Consider the following 23,351-nt stretch of genomic DNA (forward strand, 5'->3'; position numbering starts at 1 on the left):
TCGGCGACTGTCGACCCCGCGGCCGGGCTCGCCTACGCGTCGGCCTTGCGGGTGCCCGCCTCGAGCACGTCGCCGGCGGGCAGCTCCCGGTGGCCGCCGAACTGCAGGCGCATGGCCGACAGTAGTTGGTTGGCGTACTCGTCCTCGTCGCGCGACGCAAATCGTTCGAAGAGGGATGCCGCGAGCACTGGGGCAGGCACGCCGATGTCGACCGCAGCCTTCACCGTCCACCGCCCCTCACCCGAGTCCGACACGCGGCCCGCCAGGCCATCGAGCGCCGGATTCTCCTGCAGAGCGGCGGCGGTGAGGTCGAGCAGCCAAGAGGAGATCACCGACCCGCGGCGCCACAGCTCGGTGACCTTGGGCGTGTCGATGGTGAACTGGTAGAACTCGGGCTCTTCGAGGGGTGCGACCTCGGCGGAGTGCTCCGCCTCGCGAGTACCGGCATCCGCGTTCTCGAGGATGTTCATGCCCTCGGCGAGCGCCGCCATGATGCCGTACTCGATGCCGTTGTGCACCATCTTCACGAAGTGGCCGGCGCCTGAGGGCCCGCAATGCAGGTAGCCGAGCTCCTCCGGCGCGTAGTCACCAGTGCGGCCGGGGGTCCGCTCGATGGTGCCCTCGCCGGGCGCGATGGTGCGGAAAATCGGCTCCAGACGTGTGAACGCCTCGTCGGGCCCGCCGATCATGAGGCAGTACCCGCGTTCGAGCCCGAAGACGCCGCCGCTCGTGCCTGCGTCGACGTAATGGATGCCTCGGGGCTTGAGCTTCGCCGCACGCCGGACGTCATCGCGGTAGTTCGAGTTGCCTCCATCGATGATCGTGTCGCCGGCCTCTAACGTCGCGGCGACCTGGTCGACCAGTTGTCCGGTGATCCCGGCCGGCACCATGAGCCAGACGGCACGGGGCGCATCCAGCTTCGCCGCCAGGTCCTCGATGCTGTCGGCACCCGTGGCGCCCTCCGCGACCAGGGCCGCGACGGCATCCGGATTCACGTCGAACACCACGCACTCGTGGCCGTCGCGCATCAGTCGCCGCACGATGTTGGCGCCCATCCGGCCCAGTCCCACCATTCCCAGCTGCATTACGAGCTCCCCATCTGATGGCGTCGCGCCGGCGGCGCGGTTCACACGGAGTCTAGGAAGGGCTGCGGTCCAAGCGCACGGGGTTGCGACAGTCGACGGCCAGGGCCTCTTCCCGGGCGGCACCGACGTCGCCCGTCGACAGCCGTGCGGCGCCCGTACGACGACGCGCCGCATATCGCCGGCGTGTGGAAGCCCGCATACGACCTGGCAACACGCCCGCGCGCGGCAGCCGCGAGAAAATGATATTGAACTTTTCGGTTCAGTGTTTTACACTGAACCACATGGTTCAACATGAGGTGCTCGACCGGGCGTTCGCCGCCCTCGCCGACACCACCCGGCGCGACATCCTGGTGCGACTCGGCGACGGGCCGGCCACGATCAGCGAACTGGCCGAGTCCGCGGGGATGACCCTCACCGGCATCCGCAAGCACGTCGACGTGCTCGTCGACGCGGGGCTCGCCACCACCGAGAAGGTCGGACGCACCCGGCAATGCCGGCTGGGCGCCGAGCGATTGGACGACGCCATGGCGTGGATCTCGTTCTACCAGCGCCTCTGGGAGCGCCGTCTCGACGGTCTCGAGGCCTACTTCACCCTCCGCGACGGCACGCGGAACGACACCGACAAGGATGCATCATGACCGAGCACGCGGGCGGCACCGCCGCCGACACCACCACCGAGACCCTCGAGCTGCGCGCCTCGCGCACGCTCCCCGCGACGCCGGACGAGGTCTTCGACGCCTACACCGACGCCGAGAAGCAGAAGATCTGGTTCTCGATCCTCGACGAGGAGCCGGGCGTCGTCGAGATCGAGGTCGACCTGCGCGTCGGCGGCCGGCAGGTCGCCGTGTGGGGACCCGACCGCGACACGCTCTTCCGCGAGGAGCAGGTCTTCCTCGAGATCGACCGTCCGCACCGGCTCGTGACCGAGTCGACGGGCAGCGACCCGAGCGGCGAGACCATGACCACGCACATCGTTGTCACGTTCGAGCCCGTCAAGGGCGGCACGCTCATGAGCCTCGTGCAGTCGGGCTTCCCGACGCCCGAGATCCGCGACTTCTTCGCCTCTCAGGCCTGGGTCGGCGCGTTCGACCGCATCGAGGCGTACCTCCGCAGTCTTTGAGCCCTCCAGCGTCAACCAGGGCCGCACCGGCGGGTCGCCACCGCCGCGATCGTCTGGCTTCACCGCGAGAACCTGGTGCAGTTGGATACGCAAGAGGGCGGATGCCGAAACATCCGCCCTCTTGTGCTGTCCGAGCACACCCGGACTCTCGTCCCCGGTGGATCAGAAGTCCCAGTCCTCGTCCTCGGTCACGACCGCCTTGCCGATCACGTACGACGAGCCGGAACCCGAGAAGAAGTCGTGGTTCTCGTCGGCGTTCGGTGAGAGGGCCGCGAGGATGGCGGGGTTCACGTCGGTGACGGTCTTCGGGAACATCGGCTCGTAGCCGAGGTTCATGAGGGCCTTGTTGGCGTTGTAGTGCAGGAACTTCTTCACGTCTTCGGTGAGGCCGACGCCGTCGTAGAGGTCCTGCGTGTACTGGGCCTCGTTGTCGTAGAGCTCGTAGAGCAGCGAGAACGTGTAGTCCTTGATCTCGTCGCGGGTCGCGTCATCCACCCGCTCGAGGCCCTTCTGGAACTTGTAGCCGATGTAGTAGCCGTGCACGGCCTCGTCGCGGATGATCAGGCGAATGAGATCAGCCGTGTTCGTCAGCTTCGCGCGCGACGACCAGTGCATCGGCAGGTAGAAGCCCGAGTAGAACAGGAAGCTCTCGAGCAGCGTCGAAGCCACCTTGCGCTTCAGCGGGGAGTCGCCCTGGTAGTACTCCATGACGATCGCGGCCTTCTTCTGCAGGTTCTCGTTCTCGACCGACCAGCGGAAGGCGTCGTCGATGTCCTTCGTCGAGCACAGCGTTGAGAAGATCGACGAGTAGCTCTTCGCGTGCACCGACTCCATGAACGCGATGTTCGTGTACACCGCCTCTTCGTGCGGGGTGATCGCGTCGGGGATGAGCGAGACCGCGCCGACCGTGCCCTGGATGGTGTCGAGCAGCGTCAGGCCCGTGAACACCCGCATCGTGAGCTGCTGCTCCTCGGGCGTTAGCGTGTTCCACGACTGGATGTCGTTCGACAGCGGCACCTTCTCGGGCAGCCAGAAGTTGCCGACCAGGCGGTTCCAGACCTCGAGGTCCTTGTCGTCCTGGATGCGGTTCCAGTTGATCGCGTTGACGTGGTCGACCAGCTTCACCTTGCCGTGGTGGGCGGGGTCGTTGGCGGCCGCGTTGACCGGGTCGGTGAGGGTCATGTCAGTTCCTTAGAGGCGGATGTCGCGAAGCGGACGGGTCATCAAACGTGAGGATTACTCACTACAGCGTGCAGCTGACGCACATGTCCAGCTCGGTGCCCTCGAGGGCCTGCTGCCGCAGCCGGATGTAGTAGATGGTCTTGATGCCCTTCTTCCACGCGTAGATCTGGGCCTTGTTGATGTCGCGGGTCGTCGCGGTGTCCTTGAAGAACAGCGTGAGCGACAGGCCCTGGTCGACGTGCTGCGTCGCCGCGGCGTACGTGTCGATGACCTTCTCGTAGCCGATCTCGTACGCGTCCTCGTAGTACTCGAGGTTGTCGTTCGTCATGAACGGCGCCGGGTAGTAGACGCGGCCGAGCTTGCCTTCCTTGCGGATCTCGATCTTCGCCGCGATCGGGTGGATCGACGACGTCGCGTTGTTGATGTACGAGATCGAGCCGGTGGGCGGCACCGCCTGGAGGTTCTGGTTGTAGATGCCGTGCTCCCGGATGGAGGCCTTCAGCTCCTGCCAGTCGTGCTGCGTGGGGATGTGCACGCCGGCGTCGGCGAAGAGCTCGATGACCCGCGGGGTCTGCGGCACCCACGCGGCATCCGTGTACTTGTCGAAGAACTCGCCTGAGGCGTACTTCGACTCGGCGAACCCGTCGAACGTCTCACCCCGCTCGATCGCGATCTGGTTCGACGCCCGCAGCGCGTGGAACAGCACCGTGTAGAAGTAGATGTTCGTGAAGTCGATGCCCTCTTCGCTGCCGTAGAAGATGCGCTCACGGGCGAGGTAGCCGTGCAGGTTCATCTGCCCGAGCCCGATGGCGTGCGACTTGTCGTTGCCGTCTTCGACCGAACGCACCGACGAGATGTGCGACATGTTCGACACGGCGGTCAGGCCCCGGATGGCGGTCTCGACCGTCTTGCCGAAGTCGGGCGAGTCCATCGCCAGCGCGATGTTCAGCGAGCCCAGGTTGCAGGAGATGTCCTTGCCGATCTGGGCGTAGCTGAGGTCTTCGTTGTAGGTCGTGGGCGTGTTGACCTGCAGGATCTCGGAGCACAGGTTCGACATGTTGATCCGGCCCTTGATCGGGTTGGCCTTGTTCACCGTGTCCTCGAACACGATGTACGGGTAACCCGACTCGAACTGGATCTCGGCGATCGTCTGGAAGAACTCGCGCGCGTTGATCTTGGTCTTCTTGATGCGCGGGTCGTCGACCATCTCGCGGTAGTGCTCGCTGATCGGCACGTCGCCGAACGGCTTGCCGTAGACGCGCTCGACGTCGTACGGCGAGAACAGGTACATGTCCTCGTTGTTCTTCGCGAGCTCGAATGTGATGTCGGGGATGACGACACCGAGCGAGAGCGTCTTGATGCGGATCTTCTCGTCGGCGTTCTCGCGCTTGGTGTCGAGGAATCGCATGATGTCGGGGTGGTGCGCCGACAGGTACACCGCGCCCGCGCCCTGGCGTGCGCCGAGCTGGTTGGCGTAGCTGAACGAGTCCTCGAGCAGCTTCATGACGGGGATGATGCCGCTCGACTGGTTCTCGATCTGCTTGATCGGTGCACCCGACTCGCGGATGTTGCTGAGCAGCAGGGCCACGCCGCCGCCGCGCTTCGACAGCTGCAGCGACGAGTTGATGCCGCGGGAGATGGACTCCATGTTGTCTTCGATGCGGAGCAGGAAGCACGAGACGAGCTCGCCGCGCTGCGCCTTGCCCGTGTTGAGGAACGTGGGCGTCGCGGGCTGGAAGCGGCCGGCGATGATCTCTTCGACGAGGTCGATCGCGAGCTGCTCGTCGCCGCCGGCGAGGCCGAGCGCGGTCATCACGACGCGGTCTTCGAAGCGCTCGAGGTACCGCTTGCCGTCGAACGTCTTCAGCGTGTAGCTCGTGTAGTACTTGAACGCGCCGAGGAAGGTCTCGAAGCGGAACTTCTTCGAGTACGCCAGGTCGTTGAGCTTCTGGATGAACTCGAACGAGTACTGCTCGAGCACCTCGGGCTCGTAGTACTCCTTTTCGACGAGGTAGTCGAGGCGCTCCTTGAGGGAGTGGAAGAAGACCGTGTTCTGGTTGACGTGCTGCAGGAAGTACTCGCGCGCCGCCTCACGGTCTTTCTCGAACTGGATCTTTCCGTCGGCGCCGTACAGGTTCAGCATCGCGTTGAGCGCGTGGTAGTCCATTCCCGCGTTGCTCGTGCGCGGTGCGTCGATGACGCTCACGCCACTGTCGCGGCCGGATGCTGCTGCGTTGACCAAAATGCGTCCAATCCCTCGTCGACGGCGCGAACGTCGTCTGGTGTTCCGAACAGTTCGAAGCGATACAGGTGCGGCACGTGGCACTTCGCGGCGATGATGTCGCCGGCGAGGCCGTAGGCCGTTCCGAAGTTGGTGTTGCCCGCGGCGATGACGCCGCGGATGAGGGCGCGGTTGCGCGGGTCGTTCAGGAACCTGATGACCTGCTTGGGCACCGCGCCATGACCGTCGCCGCCGCCATAGGTCGGCACGATCAGCACGTAGGGCTCGTCGGCGACGAGCGGGGCATCCTTCGCATGCAGCGGGATGCGCTCTGCCGGCCGGCCGAGCTTCTCGACGAACCGGGCGGTGTAGCCCGAGACGCTCGAGAAGTAGATGAGGTTCGTCATTGCTGCTCCAGGTTCCGCATCACGACCCCCGGTCGCTGCTCCCGGGAGCCGTTACGCGAGCCGGCTCGCCAGCTCGTCGATCTTGTCGGGGCGGAAGCCCGACCAGTGGTCCTCGTCGGTGATGACGACCGGGGCCTGCAGGTAGCCGAGCTCCTTGACGGCGGCGAGCGCCTGCTCGTCCTGTGAGAGGTCGAGCACCTCGTAGTCGATGCCCTTGCTGTCGAGGGCTCGATACGTCGCGTTGCACTGCACGCAGGAAGGCTTGGTGTAGACCGTGACCGTCATGTCGAAACCCCTCGTCTCTGGCCCCTGAAGGAGCCGTCTCCCCCGGTGTTGCTGGTGTCCTTCAATACTACATCTAGTGGCTGAGCAAATGCACGACCACAAGATGATGTAGTTACATCCGTGTAGTTTTCCACCGCGTTCTCCACCGTCCATCCCCAGCCCGAAGACCCCGTGACCGGCGGATTTCCGCGGTTCCGCTGCCGGTTCTCCACAGGCCCGCTCGTTCGAGCGGATTCTGCCTGTGAACAGATGCCGGGCGTGTCGCGGCGTGTCGCGCCATCCCGATATCTGGGCCTTCATGGCCCGCCGACCCCAACATGTGGTGTTGTCCGCATTCATGCTCGCACCACCCACCGACATTCGAGCGGCAGATGCCACGGCGCGTCGCGGCGGCAACGCGACATCCGCTCGCTCTCGCCCCGTCGCGGTCGCACAAGCGAGGTTTCTGGGCCGAAGGCGGTTCGCCTGCGTGCCTCAGGCCCACAAACCTCACTTGAGCGGATGTCGCGACGCCGCGTGGCGCGGGCGCGCGGGCGCGTGGGAGCGCGGAGGCGCAGGCACGGAGGTGGGAAAGCCCTGTCGGATCGACGCGCACCCCGGTAGCGTGGCCCGCGGACCGAACCCCCGCAGCCCGGACCTGCGAAGGAGGACCGCATGGCCCCGTCCCACACCGTGATCTCGCGCGACGGCACGTCGATCGCCTACGACCGGGAGGGTGACGGCCCGCCCGTCATCCTCATCGGCGGCGCGTTCCAGTTCCGCGCGTTCGACCCGACCACGAAGCAGCTCGCGAAGCTGCTCGCCGGGCGCGGCTACTCGGTGATCAACTACGACCGGCGGGGGCGCGGCGAGAGCACGCACGAGGGCAGCATGACCCTGGCCGACAGCATCGCCGACCTCTACGCCATCGTCACCGAGCTCGAGCGCACGGGCGATGCGCCCCAGGGCGTCGCGCTGTTCGGCAATTCGTCGGGCGGCGCGATCGCGCTCGCGGCCGCCGCGGGCGGGCTGCCCGTGAGCGCGCTGGTCATGTTCGAGGTGCCGCTCGACCGCGAGGGCGGCTCCGAGGGCGAGGAGTTCCTCGCCGGCCTGCGCGATCGCATCGCCGGCGACGACCCCGACGCGGTCGTCGAGTACTTCATGAAGGACATGCCGCCCGAGTGGCTCGAGCAGGCGAAGTCGAGCCCGTCGTGGCCGATCATGGTGCGCATCGGGCCGAGCCTCGAGGCGGATGCCGAGTCTCTCGCCTGGTCGCAGTCGGCACCGCATTCCGAACTGCTCGGCGGCATCCAGGCGCCCACGCTCGTGCTCGTCGGCGAGGAGACGCTCGACGCGATGGGACCCTCGGCCGACGCGATCGCCGCCGCCCTGCCGAACGCCGAGCGCCGCGCCATCCCGGCCGCCCAGCACCAGTGGCAGCCCGAGCAGATGGCTGAGACCATCGCGGAGTTCCTCGACGCGCACGTCGAGCGCTGACTCGCTCGCGCACGGGGCCCAACCGCCCTACGGCCGGACGAACACCTCGACGACGACGATCATCAGCACGGTCGCGGCGGCGATCCCAAGCCCGCCGATTCCGAACCACAGGCCGATCCGCTGGTCGCGACTCAGGGTCCTGTTCAGGCCGAGGCGCGAAGCCGCCTCGTGGATCTTCTTCTTCACGGCGGCGGAGTCGAACGCGATGTCGACGACGGGCTCCACCGCACCCCGGTCCGAGATCCCGATCTCGATCTTCCGCTGGTACGTGGTGATCGAGCCCGACCGTCTCGACACTCCGGCCCCGAACGACGGGATCATCTCTTGACCGCCCACGCCGACCTTCCACTCGATGGTGCGGCTCACGTCGTTCACGCTGTAGTTTCGCGCGGCCTCGTCGACGGCGACCTGGTAGGCGAAGGTCTGCTCGAGTCCGTTGCGGCTGAGGGGCATCCACCACTTCGCGTCTGCGAGGTCGAGCAGGACCTCGAACCCGCGCTCGGTGCGGCTGATCGTGTACGCCGTGTCCGCGAGGTGCGGCTCGAGTTCGGCGATGAGGGACTCGGTCAGGTCTCGGGTGGAGTTCACTCGACGATCGTATTGGCCTCCCGCTCGGCTCACTCGGCGGGCTGCGTCTCGAGCAATCGCTTGAGCGCCTGGGCGGTCGGTGAGCGGATGGCCGCACGCGCGACGCACGGAAGCCGGGCGAAGGTCGCGCGGAGGACGGACGCGTGACGGGCGACACCGGGGTGGAAAACACCCGATGCCGCCCGTTTCTCGCGTGCCGGCCGGTTACGCGGCCCGGGCCACCTCGACAGGCTCGCGCACCGAGCGGAGGGCGGTCGCCCACGTCACGAGCTGGTCGAGCTGCGCGGCGAGCATGCCGGCGTGGTTGTCGGCCGGCTTGAACGTCGTGAACGCCTCGAAGTCGGTGAGCAGCGAGAACGACACTTGCTGGCGCACGTCGGCGATCTGGATCTCGCCGAGGATGAGCCGCAGATGCTCGGCGGCACGCGTGCCGCCGGCCGAGCCGTAGCTGACCAGGCCCGCAGCCTTGTTGTTCCACTCGCGGTAGACGAAGTCGATCGCGTTCTTCAGCGCGCCGGACGTCGAGTGGTTGTACTCGGGCGTCACGAAGATGTAGCCGTCGAACGAGTCGACCTTCTCGGCCCACGCCTTCGTGTGCTCGTGCGCGTACTGGCCTGCCGCGGCCGGGATCGCCTCGTCGAGGTGCGGAAGTGCGAAGTCGGCGAGGTCGACGAGCTCGAACTCCGCGTTGGTGCGCGACTGCGCCCGCTCGAGCACCCAACGCGCGACCTGGTCGCCGACCCGACCGGGCCGGGTGCTGCCGATGATGATGCCGATCTTGACTCGGGACATCTTCCATCCTCTCTTGAAGTTGTTGACACGTCAACCAAATTCACGTAAGATGGGTTCATGTCATCTGCCGAGGAGCCACTGCTCGAGGCGGATGACTGGACCTTCTTCGACGGGTTCGTGGGGATGCACTTCGAGCTCGCCCGCGAACTCGACCGCCGACTGCAGGACGACGTCGGCATCTCGCAGCCCGACTACGGCGTGCTGCTCACGCTCTTCCGCACGCCCGAGCGCCGCCTGCGCCCGGGCGCGCTCGGCGAGATGATGGGCTGGGAGAAGAGCCGGGTCTCCCATCACCTCACGCGCATGGCCTCGCGCGGGCTAATCGAGCGCATCGAGTGCGACACCGACGGTCGCGGATCGCTCATCGTGATGACACGCCTCGGCCGTCTCGCGTTCCTTCGCGCGACGCGCGAGCACGGGCGCGACATCCGCACCCTGTTCCTCGACGTGCTCGAGCCCGACGAGCGGCGAGCGATCGCCGACGCGTCCGCCCGCGTGCGGGCGCGGATCCGCGAGCTGCGCGAGGCCGCCGCTGGCTGAGCGAGTCGTTCCAGCGATTCGGCGAGGTGACGCGAACGGCGCGATATCGCGCTGAATGGAGCGCTTCGCGTCACCTCGAGGCTGAGCCCGGACCGCGCCCCCGGTCGCAATGACCCCGAGGTGACCCGATCTGCGCGTGATCCCGCGGGATGGAGCGCTTCGCGTCACCTCATGCGTTGGGCCGGGCGCTCGCCCCGGGATGGACCGGGACGTGAGGCCCGGCCGGCGGACGGGCGGGCGACGACGGCGACGGCAGCGACGTCAGGACGTGACGGCCGCCCGGTCGCGCGACGGCGCGGCCGTGCTCGTGCGCACCACGAGGTCGGGCACGCGCGGGGCCGGCATGCGATCGTCGTCGCCGAGCACGGTGAGCACGCCGGCCATCGCGTCGCGACCGAGCGCGTCGAAGTCCTGGCGGATCGTCGTGAGGGGCGGCGCGAAGAACGCCGCCTCGGGGATGTCGTCGAAGCCCACCACGCTCACGTCGCCCGGCACCGAGCGGCCCGCCTCGGCGAGCGCGTGCATCACGCCGAGCGCCATCTGGTCGTTCGAGACGAACACCGCGGTCATGTCGGGGTCGGCCGCAAGCGCGCGGCCGTGCACGTACCCGCTGCCGGGCGACCAGTCCCCCACGAGCGGCTCGCGCGCCGGCAGGCCGTGGTCGCCGAGCGCGGCGGCCCATCCGCGGACGCGCTCCGCGGCATCCATCGCGTTCAGGGGTCCGGCGACATGGCGTATGGCTCGGTGCCCGAGTCCGATGAGGTGCTCGACCGCGAGGCGTGCGCCGGCGTACTGGTCGAGCCAGACGCGGTGCATGGCACCTCGCTCCTCGGACGCGACCGCCACGATCGGCACCCCGAGCTCGATGCCGTCGAGCGCGTCGAGCGCGGCGCGCTGCGCGGCGATGAGCACGATCGCCTCGACGTTCTGGCGCACGAGCAGCTCGGCGGTCGAGCGCATGCTCGCGGCATCCGTCTCGAGCATGCTGGCGGTGATCACCGCGTACCGGGCGTCGCGCGCCGCTTCGTTGAAGTGCAGCGCGGTCGAGGATGGCCCGTAGTCGGGCGCCCCTGTGACGATCAGCCCGAGGGTGCGCGTGCGACGCGTGACGAGGGCGCGCGCCGCGGGCGACGGCACGTACCGCAGCTGCGTGATCGCCTGCTCGACGCGGGCCCGCGTGGCCGGGCGCACGTTCGGCAGGTCGTTGAGCACACGCGACACCGTCTGGTGCGACACGCCCGCGAGCCGAGCGACGTCGAAGATCGTCGCCGCCCGGGTCTTGTCGTCGTGCTCGGCCACTCGCTGCCTGGCTCCCTGCCCCGCGCCGCCGGCGCGCTCGTCCATGTCGATTATCCCGCCCGGGGAAGCCCCGGTCGGGGAGGCGGAGCGCCCGGTCCGCGGTGGGAACGGGCGCTGCGCCATCCGCTCTCGCTCACCGCCGCCGTGCCGTGAGCACCTTCTGCAGGATGATGAACACCAGCAGCAGCGCGCCGATGAAGATCTTGGTCCACCACGACGAGAGCGTGCCCTCGAACGTGATGATGGTCTGGATCACCCCGAGCACCAGCACGCCGAGCACCGAGCCGAGCACGAAGCCGTACCCGCCGGTGAGCAGCGTGCCGCCGATGACGACCGCGGCGATGGCGTCGAGTTCGGTGCCGATCGCCGTCAGCGGGTAGCCCGAGAGCGTGTAGAAGGTGAAGAGCACGCCCGCCAGGCCCGAGCAGAAGCCCGAGATCACGTAGACGAGCACCTTGGTGCGCGCGACCGGCAGGCCCATGAGCAGACCGGATGTCTCGCTGCCGCCGATCGCGTAGACCGTGCGGCCGAAGCGTGTGGCGTGCAGCACCCACACCGCGATCGCGACCACGACGAGCGCGATGATCACGCTCGGCGTGATGGACATGCCGCCGCCGAGCGGGATGCGCGAGACCGCGAGCTGCACGAACGTCGGCTCGGTGATCGAGATCGAGCTCTGGCTGATCACGTAGCAGAGGCCGCGCGCCAGGAACATCGCGGCCAGCGTCGCGATGAACGGCTGCACCTTGAACACGTGGATCATGAGGCCAACGAGAAGCCCGAGCACGCTCGTCAGCACGAGGATGAGCGGGATCACGACCGCGGGCGACCAGCCCGTCTGCAGGGTGTTCGCGGCGATCATGCCGCTGAGGGCGACCACCGCGCCGACCGACAGGTCGATGCCGCCGGTCAGGATCACGAACGTCATGCCGACCGCGAGCACGATCAGGTACGCGTTGTCGACCAGCAGGTTGAGGAACACCTGTCCCGAGAAGAACCCGCGGTAGCGGATCCCGCCGACGACGAACACGGCGACGAACAGGATGGCGGTGACCGTGACGGGCCCGTACTTCGGACTGGTCAGCAGTGCGGCGGCGGCGCGGCCCGCGCGTGCGATCGGGCTGCCGCCGGATGGCGCTGGGCCGGTGCCCCGGCCGCGTCCGGCGGCCCCGCGGCCGGCGCCGCGGGTCGGGCGCGCCGCGCGCCGGGCGCTGCCACGCGAGGGGCGATCAGGGGCGTCGAGCAGCTTGGTCATGATGCGGCGAGCCCCTTCCCGGCTCGGACGGCGAGGCGCCTGCGGAACCCGCTGAGCGCCTGTGCCGTGGTGGGCGACTGGAGGAGGCAGACGACGGTCACGACCGCCGCCTTGAACACCATGGTCGCGATCGGCGGGATGCCGACCGTGTAGACCGTGGTCACGAGGGTCTGGATGACGAGCGCCCCGACCAGCGTGCCGAGCAGCGTGTACCGGCCGCCGGCGAGTGATGTGCCGCCGATGACGACCGCGAGGATCGCGTCGAGCTCGATGAACAGGCCCGTGTTGTTGGCATCCGCCGCGGCGGTGTTGGCGGTGAGGATGAGGCCGGCGATCGCCGCGCAGAACGCGCTGAACGTGTAGACGGCGAACAGCAGCCCGCGTGCGCGCACGCCCGCCTGGCGGCTGGCCTCGGGGTTGATGCCGACCGACTCGATGAACATGCCGAGCGCGGTGCGCCGCGTGATGAGCGCCGCGGCGCCGAACACGACGGCCGCGATGATGGCCGCGATCGGGAGCCCGAGCCAGAAGCCCGAACCGAGCGCCTTGAACGGCGGGCTGTTCACGGTGATGATCTGGCCCTCGGTGATGAGCATCGCGACGCCGCGGCCCGCGGTCATGAGGATCAGCGTGGCGATGATCGGCTGGATGCCGAGCACGGCGACGAGGAACCCGTTCCACACCCCGAGCACGAGCGAGATCAGCAGCGCGACGGTGACCGCGACCGCGACGGTCGCCGAGCTCGCCGGCTCGGGCGAGCCGAGGATGATCGAGCACGCGACCGCGCCCGAGATCGCGGCGACCGCGCCGACCGAGAGGTCGATGCCCCGGGTCGCGATGACGAGCGTCATGCCCACCGCGATGATGAGCGTCGGCGCCCCGTTGCGCAGGATGTCGATGAGGCTGCCGAACAGGTGCCCGTCGCGCACCGTGATCGTGAAGAAGCCGGGGAACGCGATGAGGTTGATCGCGAACAGGACGAGCAGCATCACGACCGGCCAGAACAGCCGGCTGGCGACGATGCGGGCGAGCAGGGCGCTCATCGGGTGCCTCCTGCGGCGGGGTCGGTGGGTTCAGGGGTGACGGATGTCGCGCGGGCGCCGGCCGTGACGGGCGCGGGCGCTGCCGCGGCACCGGATGTCGCAGGCGCCGGCGCCGCGCCATCCGCCAGCTCGTCGAGCGCCTCGTCGTCGGACGCGACCCGCCCGTCGGCGATGAGCCCGAGCAGCGAGTCGACCGTGAGCCCGTCGTTCTCGAGGTCGGCGACGACGTGCCGGTCGCGGAGCACCACGACGCGGTGGCTGAGCCGCAGCACCTCCTCGAGCTCGGCCGAGATGAAGAGCACGCTCATGCCGTTCTCGGCGAGGTTGAACACGAGCTTCTGGATCTCGGCCTTGGCCCCGATGTCGATGCCGCGCGTCGGCTCGTCGAGGATCAGGAGGCGCGGCGCGATGGCGAGCCAGCGCGCGAGCAGCACCTTCTGCTGGTTGCCGCCCGACAGGTTGCGCACGAGCGCGTCGGCGTTGCCGGGCCGGATGTTGAGCGCCTGGATGTAGGACTGCGCGAGCTCGTCCTGCTTCTTCTTCGGGATGGGGCGGAACCAGCCGCGGTCGGCCTGCAGCGCGAGCACGATGTTGTCGCGCACGGTGAGGTCGCCGACGATGCCCTCGTCGCGCCGGTTCTCGGACGAGAACGCGATGCGCTTCGAGATCGCCTGGCGCGGCGTGCGCAGTTTCACGGTCTCGCCGCGGATGGTCAGCTCGCCCGTGTCGGCGCGGTCGATGCCGCCGAGGAGGCGCGCGAACTCCGTCCGGCCGGAGCCGAGCAGGCCGGCCAGGCCCACGACCTCGCCTGCCGCGATCGGCAGATCGGCCGGGTTGATCGCGCCGCGGCGGCCGAGCCCCTCGGCCGAGACGAACGTCGCGGCATCCGAATCGCCGGCGACCACCGTGTGGACGCGCTGCTCGAGCTCGTCGAGCGCGGTGAGCTCCTTGCCGATCATCTTCTGCACGAGGTCGATGCGCAGCAGCTCGTCGACGAGGTACTCCCCCACCAACTTGCCGTTGCGCAGCACCGTGAGGCGGTCGCAGATCTCGTACACCTGGTCGAGGAAGTGCGAGACGAACAGGATGGCGACGCCCTGGTCCTTCAGCGAGCGGATGACGCGGAACAGCTCGGCGACCTCGTCGGTGTCGAGCGACGACGTCGGCTCGTCGAGGATCAGGACCTTCGCGTTCACGTCGATCGCGCGCGCGATCGCGACGAGCTGCTGCACCGCGAGCGAGTGGTCGCCGAGGAGCGAGCCGGGGTCGATCTCGAGGCCGAGGCCGGCGAGGATGGCGCGCGAGCGTCGGCGCATCTCTCGCCAGTCGACCGAGCCGAACCGCCGGGGCTCGAGCCCGAGCAGGATGTTCTCGGCGACCGACAGGTTCGGCAGGAGGTTCACCTCCTGGTACACGGTCGCGATGCCCGCCGCCTGGGCCTGGGCCGGACCGCTGAACGAGACCTGGTCGCCCGCGAGCGTGATCGTGCCGGAGTCGATGCCGTAGACGCCCGTGAGCGCCTTGATGAGCGTCGACTTCCCGGCGCCGTTCTCGCCCATGAGCGAGTGCACCTCGCCCGGGAACATGCGGAAGTCGACGCCGTCGAGCGCCTTGACGCCCGGGAAGGTGATCGAGATGTCGCGCATCTCGACGACCGGCGCCGGCGTGGCGGGTGCCTGGGTCACGTGTCTCTCCATCGAGGTGTGGTGGCGGCATCCGCTCGTGCGTTGCCGTGGGTCGAGAGTAGGGGACGGCGGGTGCGCGCATGGACGCCGCGCACCCGCCGGGTCCGAGAGGCGGATGCCGCGACATCCGCCCCTCGGGGCTCAGTACTGCCGGTCGGGCAGGGCCTCGATGGCCTGCTCCTGGTTGAAGGTCGTCTCCTCGGTGATGATGCGCTTCTCGACCTCGCCACCGTCGTTGAGGGTCTTGATGATGTCGACCAGCTGGCCGCCGAGCAGCGGCGAGCACTCCACGATGAAGTTGATCTTGCCGTCGGCGAGCGCCTGCATGCCGTCCTTGACCGCGTCGACCGTGACGATCTTGATGTCCTCGCCGGGCTTCAGGCCCGCCGCCTCGATCGCCTCGATCGCGCCCAGGCCCATGTCGTCGTTGTGGGCGTAGACGAGGTCGATGTCGGGGTTGGACTTCAGCAGCGCCTCCATGACCTGCTTGCCGCCGGCACGCGTGAAGTCGCCGGTCTGGCTCGCGACGACCTCGAGGTTGGAGTTCTGGCGGATGACGTCGGCGAAGCCCTCGGCACGGTCGATCGCCGGTGCGGCGCCCGTCGTGCCCTCGAGCTGCACGATGTTGACCGGCTCGGTCGCGTCCTTGTACTCGTCGAGCACCCAGAGGCCGGCCTTCTTGCCCTCCTCGATGAAGTCGGAGCCGAGGAAGCTCACGTAGAGCGACTCGTCCTGCGAGTCGACGGCGCGGTCGGTGAGCACCACGGGGATGCCGGCGGCCTTGGCCTCGTTGAGCACCGCGTCCCATCCGGTCTCGACGACGGGCGAGAAGGCGATGTAGTCGACGCCCTGTTGGATGTACGACCGGATCGCCTTGATCTGGTTCTCCTGCTTCTGCTGCGCGTCGGAGAACTTCAGCTCGATGCCGGCCTCCTCGAAGGCGGCCTGGATGTCCTTGGTGTTGGCGGTGCGCCATCCCGACTCGGCGCCGACCTGGGCGAACCCGACCACGAGCTCGTCGAGCGGCTTGGGGCCCTCGGCGGTGGCGTCGCCCGAGCTGGCGCATCCCGAGAGGGCGAGGAGCATCGCGCCGGCGGCGGCGATGCCGATGAGCTGCTTCTTCATCAGCTGGAACCTCCTTGTTCACTGGCCGGCGGCGGGGGTGCTGCGAAGTCTCGGTGCGCCGGGCGGCCAGTCCATTCCGGCCGCAGTCGAGATGTTAGCGCTCACTTGTGAGCGCTCACAAGTGGGAATTTCGTCACGGTTGGGTCACGGGCGCCCCGCAGGCGTTCCCGCCGCGGGCGCGGGGTACTCAGCCACTCGTTCGGTGGGCGAATCGTCTCCCGTCTCCGCGGCCCGTGGGTGGAATGTGAGCGCTCAACTGGTCGGTGTCGGGCACGTTCGTTCATCGGCAGGACATACCGGTGCGGCAGGATGCTCGACATGACCGAGCCGTTCCAGCTGATCGTCGGCGCGGGACCCGTCGGGACCGCCCTCGCCCTGCGGCTCGCCGACGGCGGCTCGCGCGTGCGAGTGGTCACGCGCTCGGGCGGAGGCGCGAGTCATCCGCTCGTCGAACGGGTCGCGCTCGATGCGAGCGACGCCCGATCGCTGGCCGACGCGGCGCACGGCGCGAGCGTGGTCTACAACTGCGCGAACCCCGGTTCGTACCCGCTCTGGGAGCAGGTGTGGCCGCCGCTCGCGGCGTCGATCCTGCATGCGGCCGAGTCAGCCGGTGCCGTGCTCGTCACGATGGGCAACCTCTACGGCTACGGTCCGGTCGACGGGCCGATGCGCCGCGAGACGCCGCTGCGGCCGTCCGACCACAAGGGCGCGCTCCGGGCGCGAATGTGGGAGGAGGCGCTCGCCGCCCACCAGGCCGGGCGCGTACGCGTGACCGAGGCACGCGCCTCGGACTACCTCGGGCCGACCGCGCCCGTGTCGAGCGGGCTGCTGCCGAGGTATGCGGAGCGCACCCTCACCGGACGCCCGGCGACGGTGTTCGGCGACCCCGACGCGCCGCACTCGTGGACGGCGGTCGACGACATCGCCGCGACGCTCGCGGTGCTCGGCCGTGACGAGCGGGCGTGGGGATCGGCGTGGCTCGTGCCCTCGAACCCGCCGGTGAGCGTGCGCGAAGTGCTGCGAGCGCTCGGGTCTCGGGTCGGCGCGGGCGAGCCGCGACTGCGACGGATGCCGCGCTGGGCGGCGGCTTCCCTCGGCGCCGTCGTCCCCGTGGTGCGCGAGGTGCGCGGAGTCCACTACCAGTTCGACCGGCCGTTCGTCGTGGACGCTTCAGAGACGACCGAGGTGTTCGGCATCACGCCGACAGACTGGGACGCGCTGCTCGACGCGACGGCGGCTTCATGGCGCGACCGAATCGGGCGCTGAGCCGCCCGACGGTCGAGTCGCGCCGGTCTCGACCCGTCCCGGGACCGTCGTTGACATCCGGCGCGGTCCGGAGGACCGTGGGAGTGAACATACGCGGTGGGAGGGGGCCGCGATATGGCGCACTCCAGTTCGTCTCGCCTTCGTGCGGCGGCGGCGATGGTGCTGCTCGCCGTCGGCACGATGTTCGGCGTCGCGACCACCGCAACCGGCGCGTCGGCCGCGCCGCCCGTGCCGGACGCGCCGGCAGCTCCTGCGCCGGACGCGCCACCGGCCACCGCGCCTCAGCTCCAGCTCGATCCCGTCGAGGGAGAGCCCGGCTCGACGGTCGCGGCCGTCGCGACGGGCTTCGTCGACTGTCCGCTCGAGGGCAACGACGACGTCGGGGACCCGGAGGTGGTCTTCACGTGGATCGAGCAGGGCGTCTCGGTCGACCTCGGGACCGTCGTCGCGTCGGGCGGCGTCGCGTCCACCTCCTTCGAGGTGCCGACGGAGACGAGTCCTGACACGCACGCGGTGGTCGCTCGCTGCACCGGCGACGCGAAGATGACCGCGGAGGCGAGTTTCCTGGTCACTCCCCCACCAGCCCAGATGACGGAGGTCCCCGACCTGCTCGGCCTCACGCTCGAGGACGCGGACGCACGACTCGATGCCGCCCAGCTGGTTCGGGGCGCCGTCTCGGGCACGGGCGACCTGGTCGGCGAGCAGTCGCTTCCCGCCGGCACCGAGGTGACCGTCGGGACGGCGGTGGACGTGACGCTGCAGCCCCTTCCTCCGGAGACCGTCCCGGTACCCGATCTCGTCGGCATGTCGACGGGGGAGGCCGCCGCGGCGTTGAGCGCGGTCGGCCTGCGGCTCGCGATCTCGGGCTCGTCCGACGGCGACGTCATCGACGCCCAGGACCCCGCGCCCGGCACCGCCGTGCCGGTGGCATCCGAGGTCACGGTCCACACCACGACGGCGCCGTCCCTCTCGCTGTCGACGGCGATCCTGGTCGTGGCCGCCGTGCTCCTCGCCCTGGCGATCATCGCCGCCATGGCGGTGCTCCTCCGCGTCCAGCACGTCGCGCGCCAGCGCGCGTGGGTCGCCGCGCACGTGCGCGCGACGCCGGTGACGCCCGTCGACGTGCGCAGTGCGATCGACGCGCTGCCCGACGAACGCGATGCCCGCCGGCACGTGGTGCGGATCGAGGCTCATTCCGGCGACCGACGCCACGAGATCGAGGAGGTCCGATCGTGACCATGCTGGCACCGTCGCACGAGGATCGCCTCACCGTGCTCGACCTGCTCGGAGACCCGGGGCGCGCGCACGTTCTCTCCGATGAGATCGCCGCTGCGCTCGTCGCGGCCGACCGCGAGGGGACGGCGTCCGGCGGCGTCGACCACCTGTCGACGGTGGCCCGAAACGCCGTCTACGGCCAGGTGGCCGCCGCGGCCCAGCGACTGCTCGACTTCGACGTGACCGACGCGCTCATCGAAGGCTGGCTCAAGTACCGGGCCCTCGCAGACGCCGGCCGCCGGACGCTCGGCTCCCCCGCGCGCGAGGTGGTGGAGCTCGCCTCGCACCGCGTCACCTCGACCTACACGCCGGTCATCGAGGTCTCCGTCGACGACGTCCCGGTCGGAAGGGTCGAGTTCCAGCTCGACCTCGTCTTCCAGGTCATCGGTTGCGCCGCGATCGTCGCGGCCGGCGACCTCGTCGCGGTCGAAGGCGGAGACGTGAAGGTCACCGGGACGTTGAGCGTGCGCGGGAAGGCGCTCGTCACGAAGCAGAAGCAGTTCGACTCGCACCTGATCGTGAACCTGCGGCGCCCGGTGCACCTGACGCCCCGGGGGCCGTGATCGACGGGTCAGGCCTTCGAGGATTTCGCCGCGGCCTTCGCCGCCTGCTTCGTGGCGCGCACCTTGGCGAGGGACTCGGCGTCGGTGATGTCGGCGACGGAGGCGAAGCACCCCTCCTCGCCGTAGTGGCCGACGGCCTCGCGCCATCCGGACGCCTCGACGCCCAGCTGCTTGCCGAGCAGGGCGAGGAAGATCTTCGCCTTCTGGTCGCCGAAGCCCGGCAACGCCTTCAGGCGCCGGAGCACCTCGGGACCGTCGGGGTCGCCCTGCGTCCAGATCGCCGCGGCGTCGCTCCCCCAGTCGTCGCGCACGGCGCCGGCCAGCGCCTGGACGCGCCCGGCCATCGAGCCGGGATAGCGGTGCACCGCGGGCGTCTGCTTGAAGACGTCGACCAGGTGATCGGGGTCGACGGCCGCGATCGTGTCGGGCTTGATCGAGCCGACGCGCTGCTGGATCTTCAACGGCCCGGCGAACGCGGTCTCCATCGCGACCTGCTGGTCGAGCAGCATGCCCACGAGCAGCGCAAACGCGTCGGTGCTGAGCAGCTCGTCGGCCGCGGCATCCCCGGTGATGTTGAGCGTCGTCATGCGTTCCATCCTCCCACCGGATGCGGCGGACGGACCGGGCCGGTCCGGTCGCGGCGGGCCGCGACATCCGGCACCCATGCGTCGCGGTCGTGCGACCGGTCTTGCGGCGTCGACCGGGTCCGCGACATGGTGGAGCGCGGAGCCCCGTCCGGATGGCGGCCTTACCCCGTGCCATTCCGGACAGGAACTGTCCACATCGGCGAGCAGACTCGTCGGTGAAACGAGACGCCGTGCCTACCCGCCCGGCCCGACCCGGAGGACCACCATGGACTGGAAGATCGAGCTCATCCACGTGCCCGTCAGCGACGTCGACCGCGCGAAGGAGTTCTACGTCGAGAAGCTCGGCTTCAACGCCGACCACGACCGCACCGTGTACGAGGGGCTGCGCTTCGTGCAGCTCACGCCGCCCGGATCGGCGTGCTCGATCGCGATCGGGGAGGGCCTGGGCGCGACGCTCGAGCCCGGCTCGCTCGACGTGATCCAGGTCGTGATCCCCGACGCCGACGCCGTGCTCGCCGACCTGCGCGCCAAGGGCGTGGAGGCCGAGGGCATCGACGAGCAGGAGTGGGGCCGCTTCATCACCCTGCGCGACCCCGACGGCAACCGCTGGACCCTGCAGCAGCTGCCCGACTACTCGGCATCCTGACCGTGAGGTGACGCGAAACGCGGTTCGCCGCCGCCGGAACAGCAATTCGCGTCCCGTCCCGGCAGGTAGCACGCAGCCCCGCGCCAACTGGTTCGCGACCGAGGCGCGCCGCTGGCCGTGAGGTGACGCGCAACGCGGTTCGCCGCCGCCGGAACGGCAGTTCGCGTCACATCCCGGCGAGGTCAGCCGCGCGGGGCGGGGCGGCTGTGCTCGCGCGCACGACGAGCTCGGGCACACGCGTCGTGCGGTCGGGCGCCGACGGCTCGTCGCGCAGGACGTCGAGCACCGTCGCCATGATGTCGAGGCCGAGGGTGTGGAAGTCCTGCCGCATCGTCGTGAGCGCCGGCGTGAAGAAGGCCGCCTCGGGGATGTCGTCGAACCCGACGACGCTGAGGTCATCGGGCACCGCGACGCCCGCGGCGTGGCACGCGGCGAGCAGCCCGAGCGACATCTGGTCGTTGCCGACGAACACGGCGGTGGCCCATCCGTCCTCGAGCACGCGAACCCCCGCGGCGTGTCCAGATGCCGCGAGCCAGTCGCCCTCGATGGGCTCGCGGTGCTCGAGGCCGTGCGCCTCGAGCGCGGCGGCGAACCCGCGGCGGCGCTCCGCGGCATCCATCGAATCGGCCGGACCGGCCACATGCGCGATGCGCCGATGCCCGAGACCGATCAGATGCTCGGTCGCGAGGCGCGCGCCGGCGGCCTGATCGAACGACACGCGATGCGTCCCGGGCGACCGCTCGGAGGCGACCGCGACGACCGGCACGCCCGCGTCGATCCCGCGCAGCACGTCGACGCCCTCGCGTTCGCCCGAGATGAGCACGATCGCCTCGACGCGCTGCAGCACGAGCCGGTGCACCGCTTGGGTGAGCTCGTCGGCGTCGAGCGCGCGCATGCTCGCCTGGCTCACGGCGTATCCGGCCTCGCGCGCGGCCTCGTTGAAGCCGAGCGCCGCGCTCGACGGGCCGTAGTCGGGTCGGCCAGCCTGGATCAGCCCGATCGAGCCCGACCGGCGACGCGCCATCGCCCGCGCGGTCGGCGACGGCGCGTAGTTGAGCTCGGCCATCGCCTGCCGCACGCGCTCGCGCGTCGCGGCGGCGACCCCGGGCAGGTCGTTCAGCACGCGCGACACCGTCTGGTGCGAGACACCGGCGTGCCGGGCCACGTCGAACATGGTCGGCACCCCGGCGAAGGTCGCCGCCGCCGCCGGATCGGGCGCCTTCAGGTCGGCCGCAGGCCCCGCGCCAAGCCCCGCGGCCGGGTCGGACACGGCAGCCGGGTCCACCGCCCGCCCCGCCGCATCCGCCCCGCTCATCGCGCCCGGCCTCAGAGGCCCTGCGCCAGCCGGTAGTACGCCTGGTTCCAGCGCACCTCGCGCTCGAACCCGCGCTGCGTCGTCTCGTCGTCGATCACGAGCAGCTCGACGCGCGCCATCTCGGCGAAGTCGCGGAACACCTCGACGCCGACCGCGGTCGACATGACGGTGTGGTGCGCGGCGCCGGCGGTGAGCCACGCGGCGGCCGACGTCTGGAAGTCGGGCGCGGGCTTCCAGATCGCACGGCCGACCGGCAGCTTGGGCAGCGGATGGCGCGGGGCGACGTTCTCGACGACGTTCGCCGTGAGGCGGAACCGGTCGCGCAGGTCGCTCATCGCGACCACGACGGCCGGACCGGGGTCGGCCGTGAAGACCAGGCGCACCGGGTCCTCCTTGCCGCCGATGCCGAGCGGGTGGATCTCGAGCGACGGCTTGGCCGTCGTGATCGACGGGGCGACCTCGAGCATGTGCGCGCCGAGAATGAGCTCGTCGCCGGGCGTGAGGTCGTACGTGTAGTCCTCCATGAGGGTCGCGCCGCCGGGCAGGCCCGCGCCCATCACGTTGGCGATGCGCACGAGCACGGCGGTCTTCCAGTCGCCCTCGGCGCCGAAGCCGTAACCCTCGGCCTGCAGGCGCTGCACCGCGAGGCCGGGCAGCTGCCGCAGCGCGCCGAGGTCCTCGAAGCTCGTGGTGAACGCGCCGAAGCCGCCCTCTTCGAGGAACGAGCGCAGGCCGAGCTCGATGGCCGCGCCGTAGCGCAGCGAGTCGTGGCGGTCGCCGCCCTTCCGTAGTTCGGCGGCCACGTCGTACTCGTCCTCGTAGAGCGCGACGAGCTGGTCGATCTCGGCGTCGGACGCCGCGTGCACCGCGTCGGCGAGCTCGTTCACGCCCCACGTGTTGACCTGCACCCCGAAGCGCAGCTCGGCCTCGGTCTTGTCGCCCTCGGTCACGGCGACGAAGCGCATATTGTCGCCGAAGCGCGCGAGCTTGAGGTCGCGGGATGCCGCGAGGCCGGCCGCCGCACGCTGCCAGGTCGCGAGCTCGCCCTGCACGCGCGGGTCGGTCGCGTGTCCGACGATCGTCTTGCGCGGCACGCCGAGGCGCGTCTGGATGTACCCGAACTCGCGGTCGCCGTGCGCGGCCTGGTTGAGGTTCATGAAGTCGAAGTCGATCTCGGCGTACGGCAGCTCGACGTTCGCCTGCGTGTGCAGGTGCGCGAGCGGCTTCTGCAGCGCGTCGAGGCCGGCGATCCACATCTTCGCGGGGCTGAAGGTGTGCATCCACGCGACGACGCCGATCACGTTGGGCGCGGCGTTCGCCTCGAGCACGAGCTTCTTGATCGCGGCCGAGTCGGTGAGCACCGGCTGCCAGACCACCTCCACGGGCACGGCGGATGCCGCGTCGAGCGTCTCCGCGATCGTGCGCGACTGGTCGGCGACCTGCCGCAGGGTCTCGGGGCCGTAGAGGTGCTGGCTTCCGGTGAGGAACCAGACCTCGTACCCGTCGAGCGAGGTGGTGAGCGGAGTGCGGGTCATGGGATGTCCTTACTGCGAGGTTCGTCTGCGTGTGAGTTGCGAGTGGTGATGGCCGTGAGGC

At 69.7% G+C, this 23,351-nt stretch carries 23 protein-coding genes; 8 read left to right on the forward strand and 15 right to left on the reverse strand.

Annotated elements, in window-relative coordinates; translation table 11 throughout:
* Positions 1-32 precede the first annotated feature (32 nt).
* Entirely contained in the window at positions 33-1,085 is a 1,053-nt protein-coding gene (gene gnd, locus BLT99_RS11550; protein WP_092672501.1) for a phosphogluconate dehydrogenase (NAD(+)-dependent, decarboxylating), read from the reverse strand.
* A gap of 281 nt (positions 1,086-1,366) precedes the next feature.
* Between gnd and BLT99_RS11555 the strand changes: the two genes are divergently transcribed.
* Positions 1,367-1,723: an ArsR/SmtB family transcription factor gene (locus BLT99_RS11555; RefSeq protein WP_092672504.1), complete on the forward strand. Its 357-nt coding sequence runs from the start codon at positions 1,367-1,369 to the stop codon at positions 1,721-1,723.
* Positions 1,720-2,205: an SRPBCC family protein gene (locus tag BLT99_RS11560; RefSeq protein ID WP_092672507.1), complete on the forward strand. Its 486-nt coding sequence runs from the start codon at positions 1,720-1,722 to the stop codon at positions 2,203-2,205. The genes BLT99_RS11555 and BLT99_RS11560 overlap by 4 nt, the downstream gene beginning before the upstream one ends.
* A 162-nt stretch (positions 2,206-2,367) precedes the next feature.
* Here BLT99_RS11560 and nrdF read toward each other — a convergent pair whose 3' ends face one another.
* The 4 genes from nrdF to nrdH all read right to left on the reverse strand — a co-directional run bounded on the left by nrdF (position 2,368) and on the right by nrdH (position 6,300).
* On the reverse strand, positions 2,368-3,387 hold the full coding sequence (gene nrdF, locus BLT99_RS11565) for a class 1b ribonucleoside-diphosphate reductase subunit beta (protein ID WP_092672510.1): 1,020 nt from the start codon (positions 3,385-3,387) through the stop codon (positions 2,368-2,370).
* Positions 3,388-3,448: 61 nt separating this feature from the next.
* Positions 3,449-5,554, reverse strand: a complete 2,106-nt coding sequence (gene nrdE / locus BLT99_RS11570; protein WP_229724429.1) for a class 1b ribonucleoside-diphosphate reductase subunit alpha — start codon at positions 5,552-5,554, stop codon at positions 3,449-3,451.
* A gap of 35 nt (positions 5,555-5,589) precedes the next feature.
* Complete coding sequence (gene nrdI, locus BLT99_RS11575) at positions 5,590-6,015, reverse strand: class Ib ribonucleoside-diphosphate reductase assembly flavoprotein NrdI (protein WP_092672513.1); 426 nt, start codon at positions 6,013-6,015, stop codon at positions 5,590-5,592.
* 51 nt (positions 6,016-6,066) lie between these two features.
* Positions 6,067-6,300: a glutaredoxin-like protein NrdH gene (nrdH, locus tag BLT99_RS11580; RefSeq protein ID WP_092672516.1), complete on the reverse strand. Its 234-nt coding sequence runs from the start codon at positions 6,298-6,300 to the stop codon at positions 6,067-6,069.
* A gap of 654 nt (positions 6,301-6,954) precedes the next feature.
* On the opposite strand from nrdH, the gene BLT99_RS11585 reads away from it, so the two are divergent.
* Positions 6,955-7,776: an alpha/beta fold hydrolase gene (locus BLT99_RS11585; protein WP_092672519.1), complete on the forward strand. Its 822-nt coding sequence runs from the start codon at positions 6,955-6,957 to the stop codon at positions 7,774-7,776.
* Between the two features lie 27 nt (positions 7,777-7,803).
* Here the strand turns inward: BLT99_RS11585 and BLT99_RS11590 are convergent, their stop codons facing one another.
* The gene (locus BLT99_RS11590) at positions 7,804-8,364 is read right to left on the reverse strand and encodes a hypothetical protein (protein WP_092672522.1); all 561 of its coding nucleotides are present in this window, start codon (positions 8,362-8,364) and stop codon (positions 7,804-7,806) included.
* 204 nt (positions 8,365-8,568) lie between these two features.
* Positions 8,569-9,156: an NADPH-dependent FMN reductase gene (locus tag BLT99_RS11595; RefSeq protein WP_092672525.1), complete on the reverse strand. Its 588-nt coding sequence runs from the start codon at positions 9,154-9,156 to the stop codon at positions 8,569-8,571.
* A 57-nt stretch (positions 9,157-9,213) separates the two neighbouring features.
* On the opposite strand from BLT99_RS11595, the gene BLT99_RS11600 reads away from it, so the two are divergent.
* A complete protein-coding gene (locus BLT99_RS11600) occupies positions 9,214-9,696 on the forward strand; it encodes a MarR family winged helix-turn-helix transcriptional regulator (RefSeq protein WP_197675495.1) in 483 nt (160 codons plus the stop codon).
* A gap of 261 nt (positions 9,697-9,957) precedes the next feature.
* On the opposite strand, the gene BLT99_RS11605 is transcribed toward BLT99_RS11600, so the two are convergent.
* From BLT99_RS11605 to BLT99_RS11625, 5 genes are all read right to left on the reverse strand, one after another.
* A complete protein-coding gene (locus BLT99_RS11605; RefSeq protein ID WP_092672528.1) occupies positions 9,958-11,040 on the reverse strand; it encodes a LacI family DNA-binding transcriptional regulator in 1,083 nt (360 codons plus the stop codon).
* Between the two features lie 88 nt (positions 11,041-11,128).
* Positions 11,129-12,250 (reverse strand): galactofuranose ABC transporter, permease protein YjfF, encoded by a 1,122-nt coding sequence (gene yjfF, locus BLT99_RS11610; protein ID WP_092672531.1) that lies wholly within the window; start codon positions 12,248-12,250, stop codon positions 11,129-11,131.
* The gene (locus tag BLT99_RS11615) at positions 12,247-13,293 is read right to left on the reverse strand and encodes an ABC transporter permease (RefSeq protein ID WP_092672534.1); all 1,047 of its coding nucleotides are present in this window, start codon (positions 13,291-13,293) and stop codon (positions 12,247-12,249) included. The genes yjfF and BLT99_RS11615 overlap by 4 nt, the downstream gene beginning before the upstream one ends.
* A complete protein-coding gene (locus BLT99_RS11620) occupies positions 13,290-14,939 on the reverse strand; it encodes a sugar ABC transporter ATP-binding protein (RefSeq protein ID WP_229724431.1) in 1,650 nt (549 codons plus the stop codon). Before BLT99_RS11620 ends, BLT99_RS11615 begins: the two co-directional genes overlap by 4 nt.
* A gap of 180 nt (positions 14,940-15,119) precedes the next feature.
* Positions 15,120-16,103 carry an ABC transporter substrate-binding protein gene (locus tag BLT99_RS11625; RefSeq protein ID WP_092672540.1) on the reverse strand — a complete coding sequence of 328 codons (984 nt, stop codon included), beginning with the start codon at positions 16,101-16,103 and terminating at the stop codon, positions 15,120-15,122.
* Positions 16,104-16,421: 318 nt separating this feature from the next.
* On the opposite strand from BLT99_RS11625, the gene BLT99_RS11630 reads away from it, so the two are divergent.
* The 3 genes from BLT99_RS11630 (at position 16,422) to BLT99_RS11640 (ending at position 19,207) form a co-directional block, all read left to right on the forward strand.
* Complete coding sequence (locus BLT99_RS11630) at positions 16,422-17,369, forward strand: NAD-dependent epimerase/dehydratase family protein (RefSeq protein WP_092672543.1); 948 nt, start codon at positions 16,422-16,424, stop codon at positions 17,367-17,369.
* A gap of 114 nt (positions 17,370-17,483) precedes the next feature.
* A complete protein-coding gene (locus BLT99_RS11635) occupies positions 17,484-18,605 on the forward strand; it encodes a PASTA domain-containing protein (protein WP_092672546.1) in 1,122 nt (373 codons plus the stop codon).
* The gene (locus tag BLT99_RS11640) at positions 18,602-19,207 is read left to right on the forward strand and encodes a hypothetical protein (protein WP_133988424.1); all 606 of its coding nucleotides are present in this window, start codon (positions 18,602-18,604) and stop codon (positions 19,205-19,207) included. Before BLT99_RS11635 ends, BLT99_RS11640 begins: the two co-directional genes overlap by 4 nt.
* Positions 19,208-19,215: 8 nt before the next feature.
* On the opposite strand, the gene BLT99_RS11645 is transcribed toward BLT99_RS11640, so the two are convergent.
* Complete coding sequence (locus tag BLT99_RS11645) at positions 19,216-19,794, reverse strand: HhH-GPD-type base excision DNA repair protein (protein WP_371874198.1); 579 nt, start codon at positions 19,792-19,794, stop codon at positions 19,216-19,218.
* A 265-nt stretch (positions 19,795-20,059) separates the two neighbouring features.
* Between BLT99_RS11645 and BLT99_RS11650 the strand changes: the two genes are divergently transcribed.
* Positions 20,060-20,440, forward strand: a complete 381-nt coding sequence (locus BLT99_RS11650) for a VOC family protein (RefSeq protein ID WP_092672555.1) — start codon at positions 20,060-20,062, stop codon at positions 20,438-20,440.
* A 166-nt stretch (positions 20,441-20,606) separates the two neighbouring features.
* Here BLT99_RS11650 and BLT99_RS11655 read toward each other — a convergent pair whose 3' ends face one another.
* The gene (locus BLT99_RS11655; RefSeq protein WP_229724351.1) at positions 20,607-21,755 is read right to left on the reverse strand and encodes a LacI family DNA-binding transcriptional regulator; all 1,149 of its coding nucleotides are present in this window, start codon (positions 21,753-21,755) and stop codon (positions 20,607-20,609) included.
* A gap of 11 nt (positions 21,756-21,766) precedes the next feature.
* Complete coding sequence (araA, locus tag BLT99_RS11660; RefSeq protein ID WP_092672558.1) at positions 21,767-23,290, reverse strand: L-arabinose isomerase; 1,524 nt, start codon at positions 23,288-23,290, stop codon at positions 21,767-21,769.
* Positions 23,291-23,351 lie beyond the last annotated feature (61 nt).

The organism is Agromyces flavus (assembly GCF_900104685.1).
Taxonomy (GTDB): domain Bacteria; phylum Actinomycetota; class Actinomycetes; order Actinomycetales; family Microbacteriaceae; genus Agromyces; species Agromyces flavus.

Bases quoted from the DNA above. Each gene is read 5' to 3' on its own strand.
- gnd (WP_092672501.1), bottom strand. From the start codon at position 1,085: ATGCAGCTGGGAATGGTGGGACTGGGCCGGATGGGCGCCAACATCGTG.
- BLT99_RS11555 (WP_092672504.1), top strand. From the start codon at position 1,367: ATGGTTCAACATGAGGTGCTCGACCGGGCGTTCGCCGCCCTCGCCGAC.
- BLT99_RS11560 (WP_092672507.1), top strand. From the start codon at position 1,720: ATGACCGAGCACGCGGGCGGCACCGCCGCCGACACCACCACCGAGACC.
- nrdF (WP_092672510.1), bottom strand. From the start codon at position 3,387: ATGACCCTCACCGACCCGGTCAACGCGGCCGCCAACGACCCCGCCCAC.
- nrdE (WP_229724429.1), bottom strand. From the start codon at position 5,554: ATGGACTACCACGCGCTCAACGCGATGCTGAACCTGTACGGCGCCGAC.
- nrdI (WP_092672513.1), bottom strand. From the start codon at position 6,015: ATGACGAACCTCATCTACTTCTCGAGCGTCTCGGGCTACACCGCCCGG.
- nrdH (WP_092672516.1), bottom strand. From the start codon at position 6,300: ATGACGGTCACGGTCTACACCAAGCCTTCCTGCGTGCAGTGCAACGCG.
- BLT99_RS11585 (WP_092672519.1), top strand. From the start codon at position 6,955: ATGGCCCCGTCCCACACCGTGATCTCGCGCGACGGCACGTCGATCGCC.
- BLT99_RS11595 (WP_092672525.1), bottom strand. From the start codon at position 9,156: ATGTCCCGAGTCAAGATCGGCATCATCATCGGCAGCACCCGGCCCGGT.
- BLT99_RS11600 (WP_197675495.1), top strand. From the start codon at position 9,214: ATGTCATCTGCCGAGGAGCCACTGCTCGAGGCGGATGACTGGACCTTC.
- BLT99_RS11605 (WP_092672528.1), bottom strand. From the start codon at position 11,040: ATGGACGAGCGCGCCGGCGGCGCGGGGCAGGGAGCCAGGCAGCGAGTG.
- yjfF (WP_092672531.1), bottom strand. From the start codon at position 12,250: ATGACCAAGCTGCTCGACGCCCCTGATCGCCCCTCGCGTGGCAGCGCC.
- BLT99_RS11615 (WP_092672534.1), bottom strand. From the start codon at position 13,293: ATGAGCGCCCTGCTCGCCCGCATCGTCGCCAGCCGGCTGTTCTGGCCG.
- BLT99_RS11620 (WP_229724431.1), bottom strand. From the start codon at position 14,939: ATGCGCGACATCTCGATCACCTTCCCGGGCGTCAAGGCGCTCGACGGC.
- BLT99_RS11625 (WP_092672540.1), bottom strand. From the start codon at position 16,103: ATGAAGAAGCAGCTCATCGGCATCGCCGCCGCCGGCGCGATGCTCCTC.
- BLT99_RS11630 (WP_092672543.1), top strand. From the start codon at position 16,422: ATGACCGAGCCGTTCCAGCTGATCGTCGGCGCGGGACCCGTCGGGACC.
- BLT99_RS11635 (WP_092672546.1), top strand. From the start codon at position 17,484: ATGGCGCACTCCAGTTCGTCTCGCCTTCGTGCGGCGGCGGCGATGGTG.
- BLT99_RS11645 (WP_371874198.1), bottom strand. From the start codon at position 19,794: ATGACGACGCTCAACATCACCGGGGATGCCGCGGCCGACGAGCTGCTC.
- BLT99_RS11650 (WP_092672555.1), top strand. From the start codon at position 20,060: ATGGACTGGAAGATCGAGCTCATCCACGTGCCCGTCAGCGACGTCGAC.
- BLT99_RS11655 (WP_229724351.1), bottom strand. From the start codon at position 21,755: ATGAGCGGGGCGGATGCGGCGGGGCGGGCGGTGGACCCGGCTGCCGTG.
- araA (WP_092672558.1), bottom strand. From the start codon at position 23,290: ATGACCCGCACTCCGCTCACCACCTCGCTCGACGGGTACGAGGTCTGG.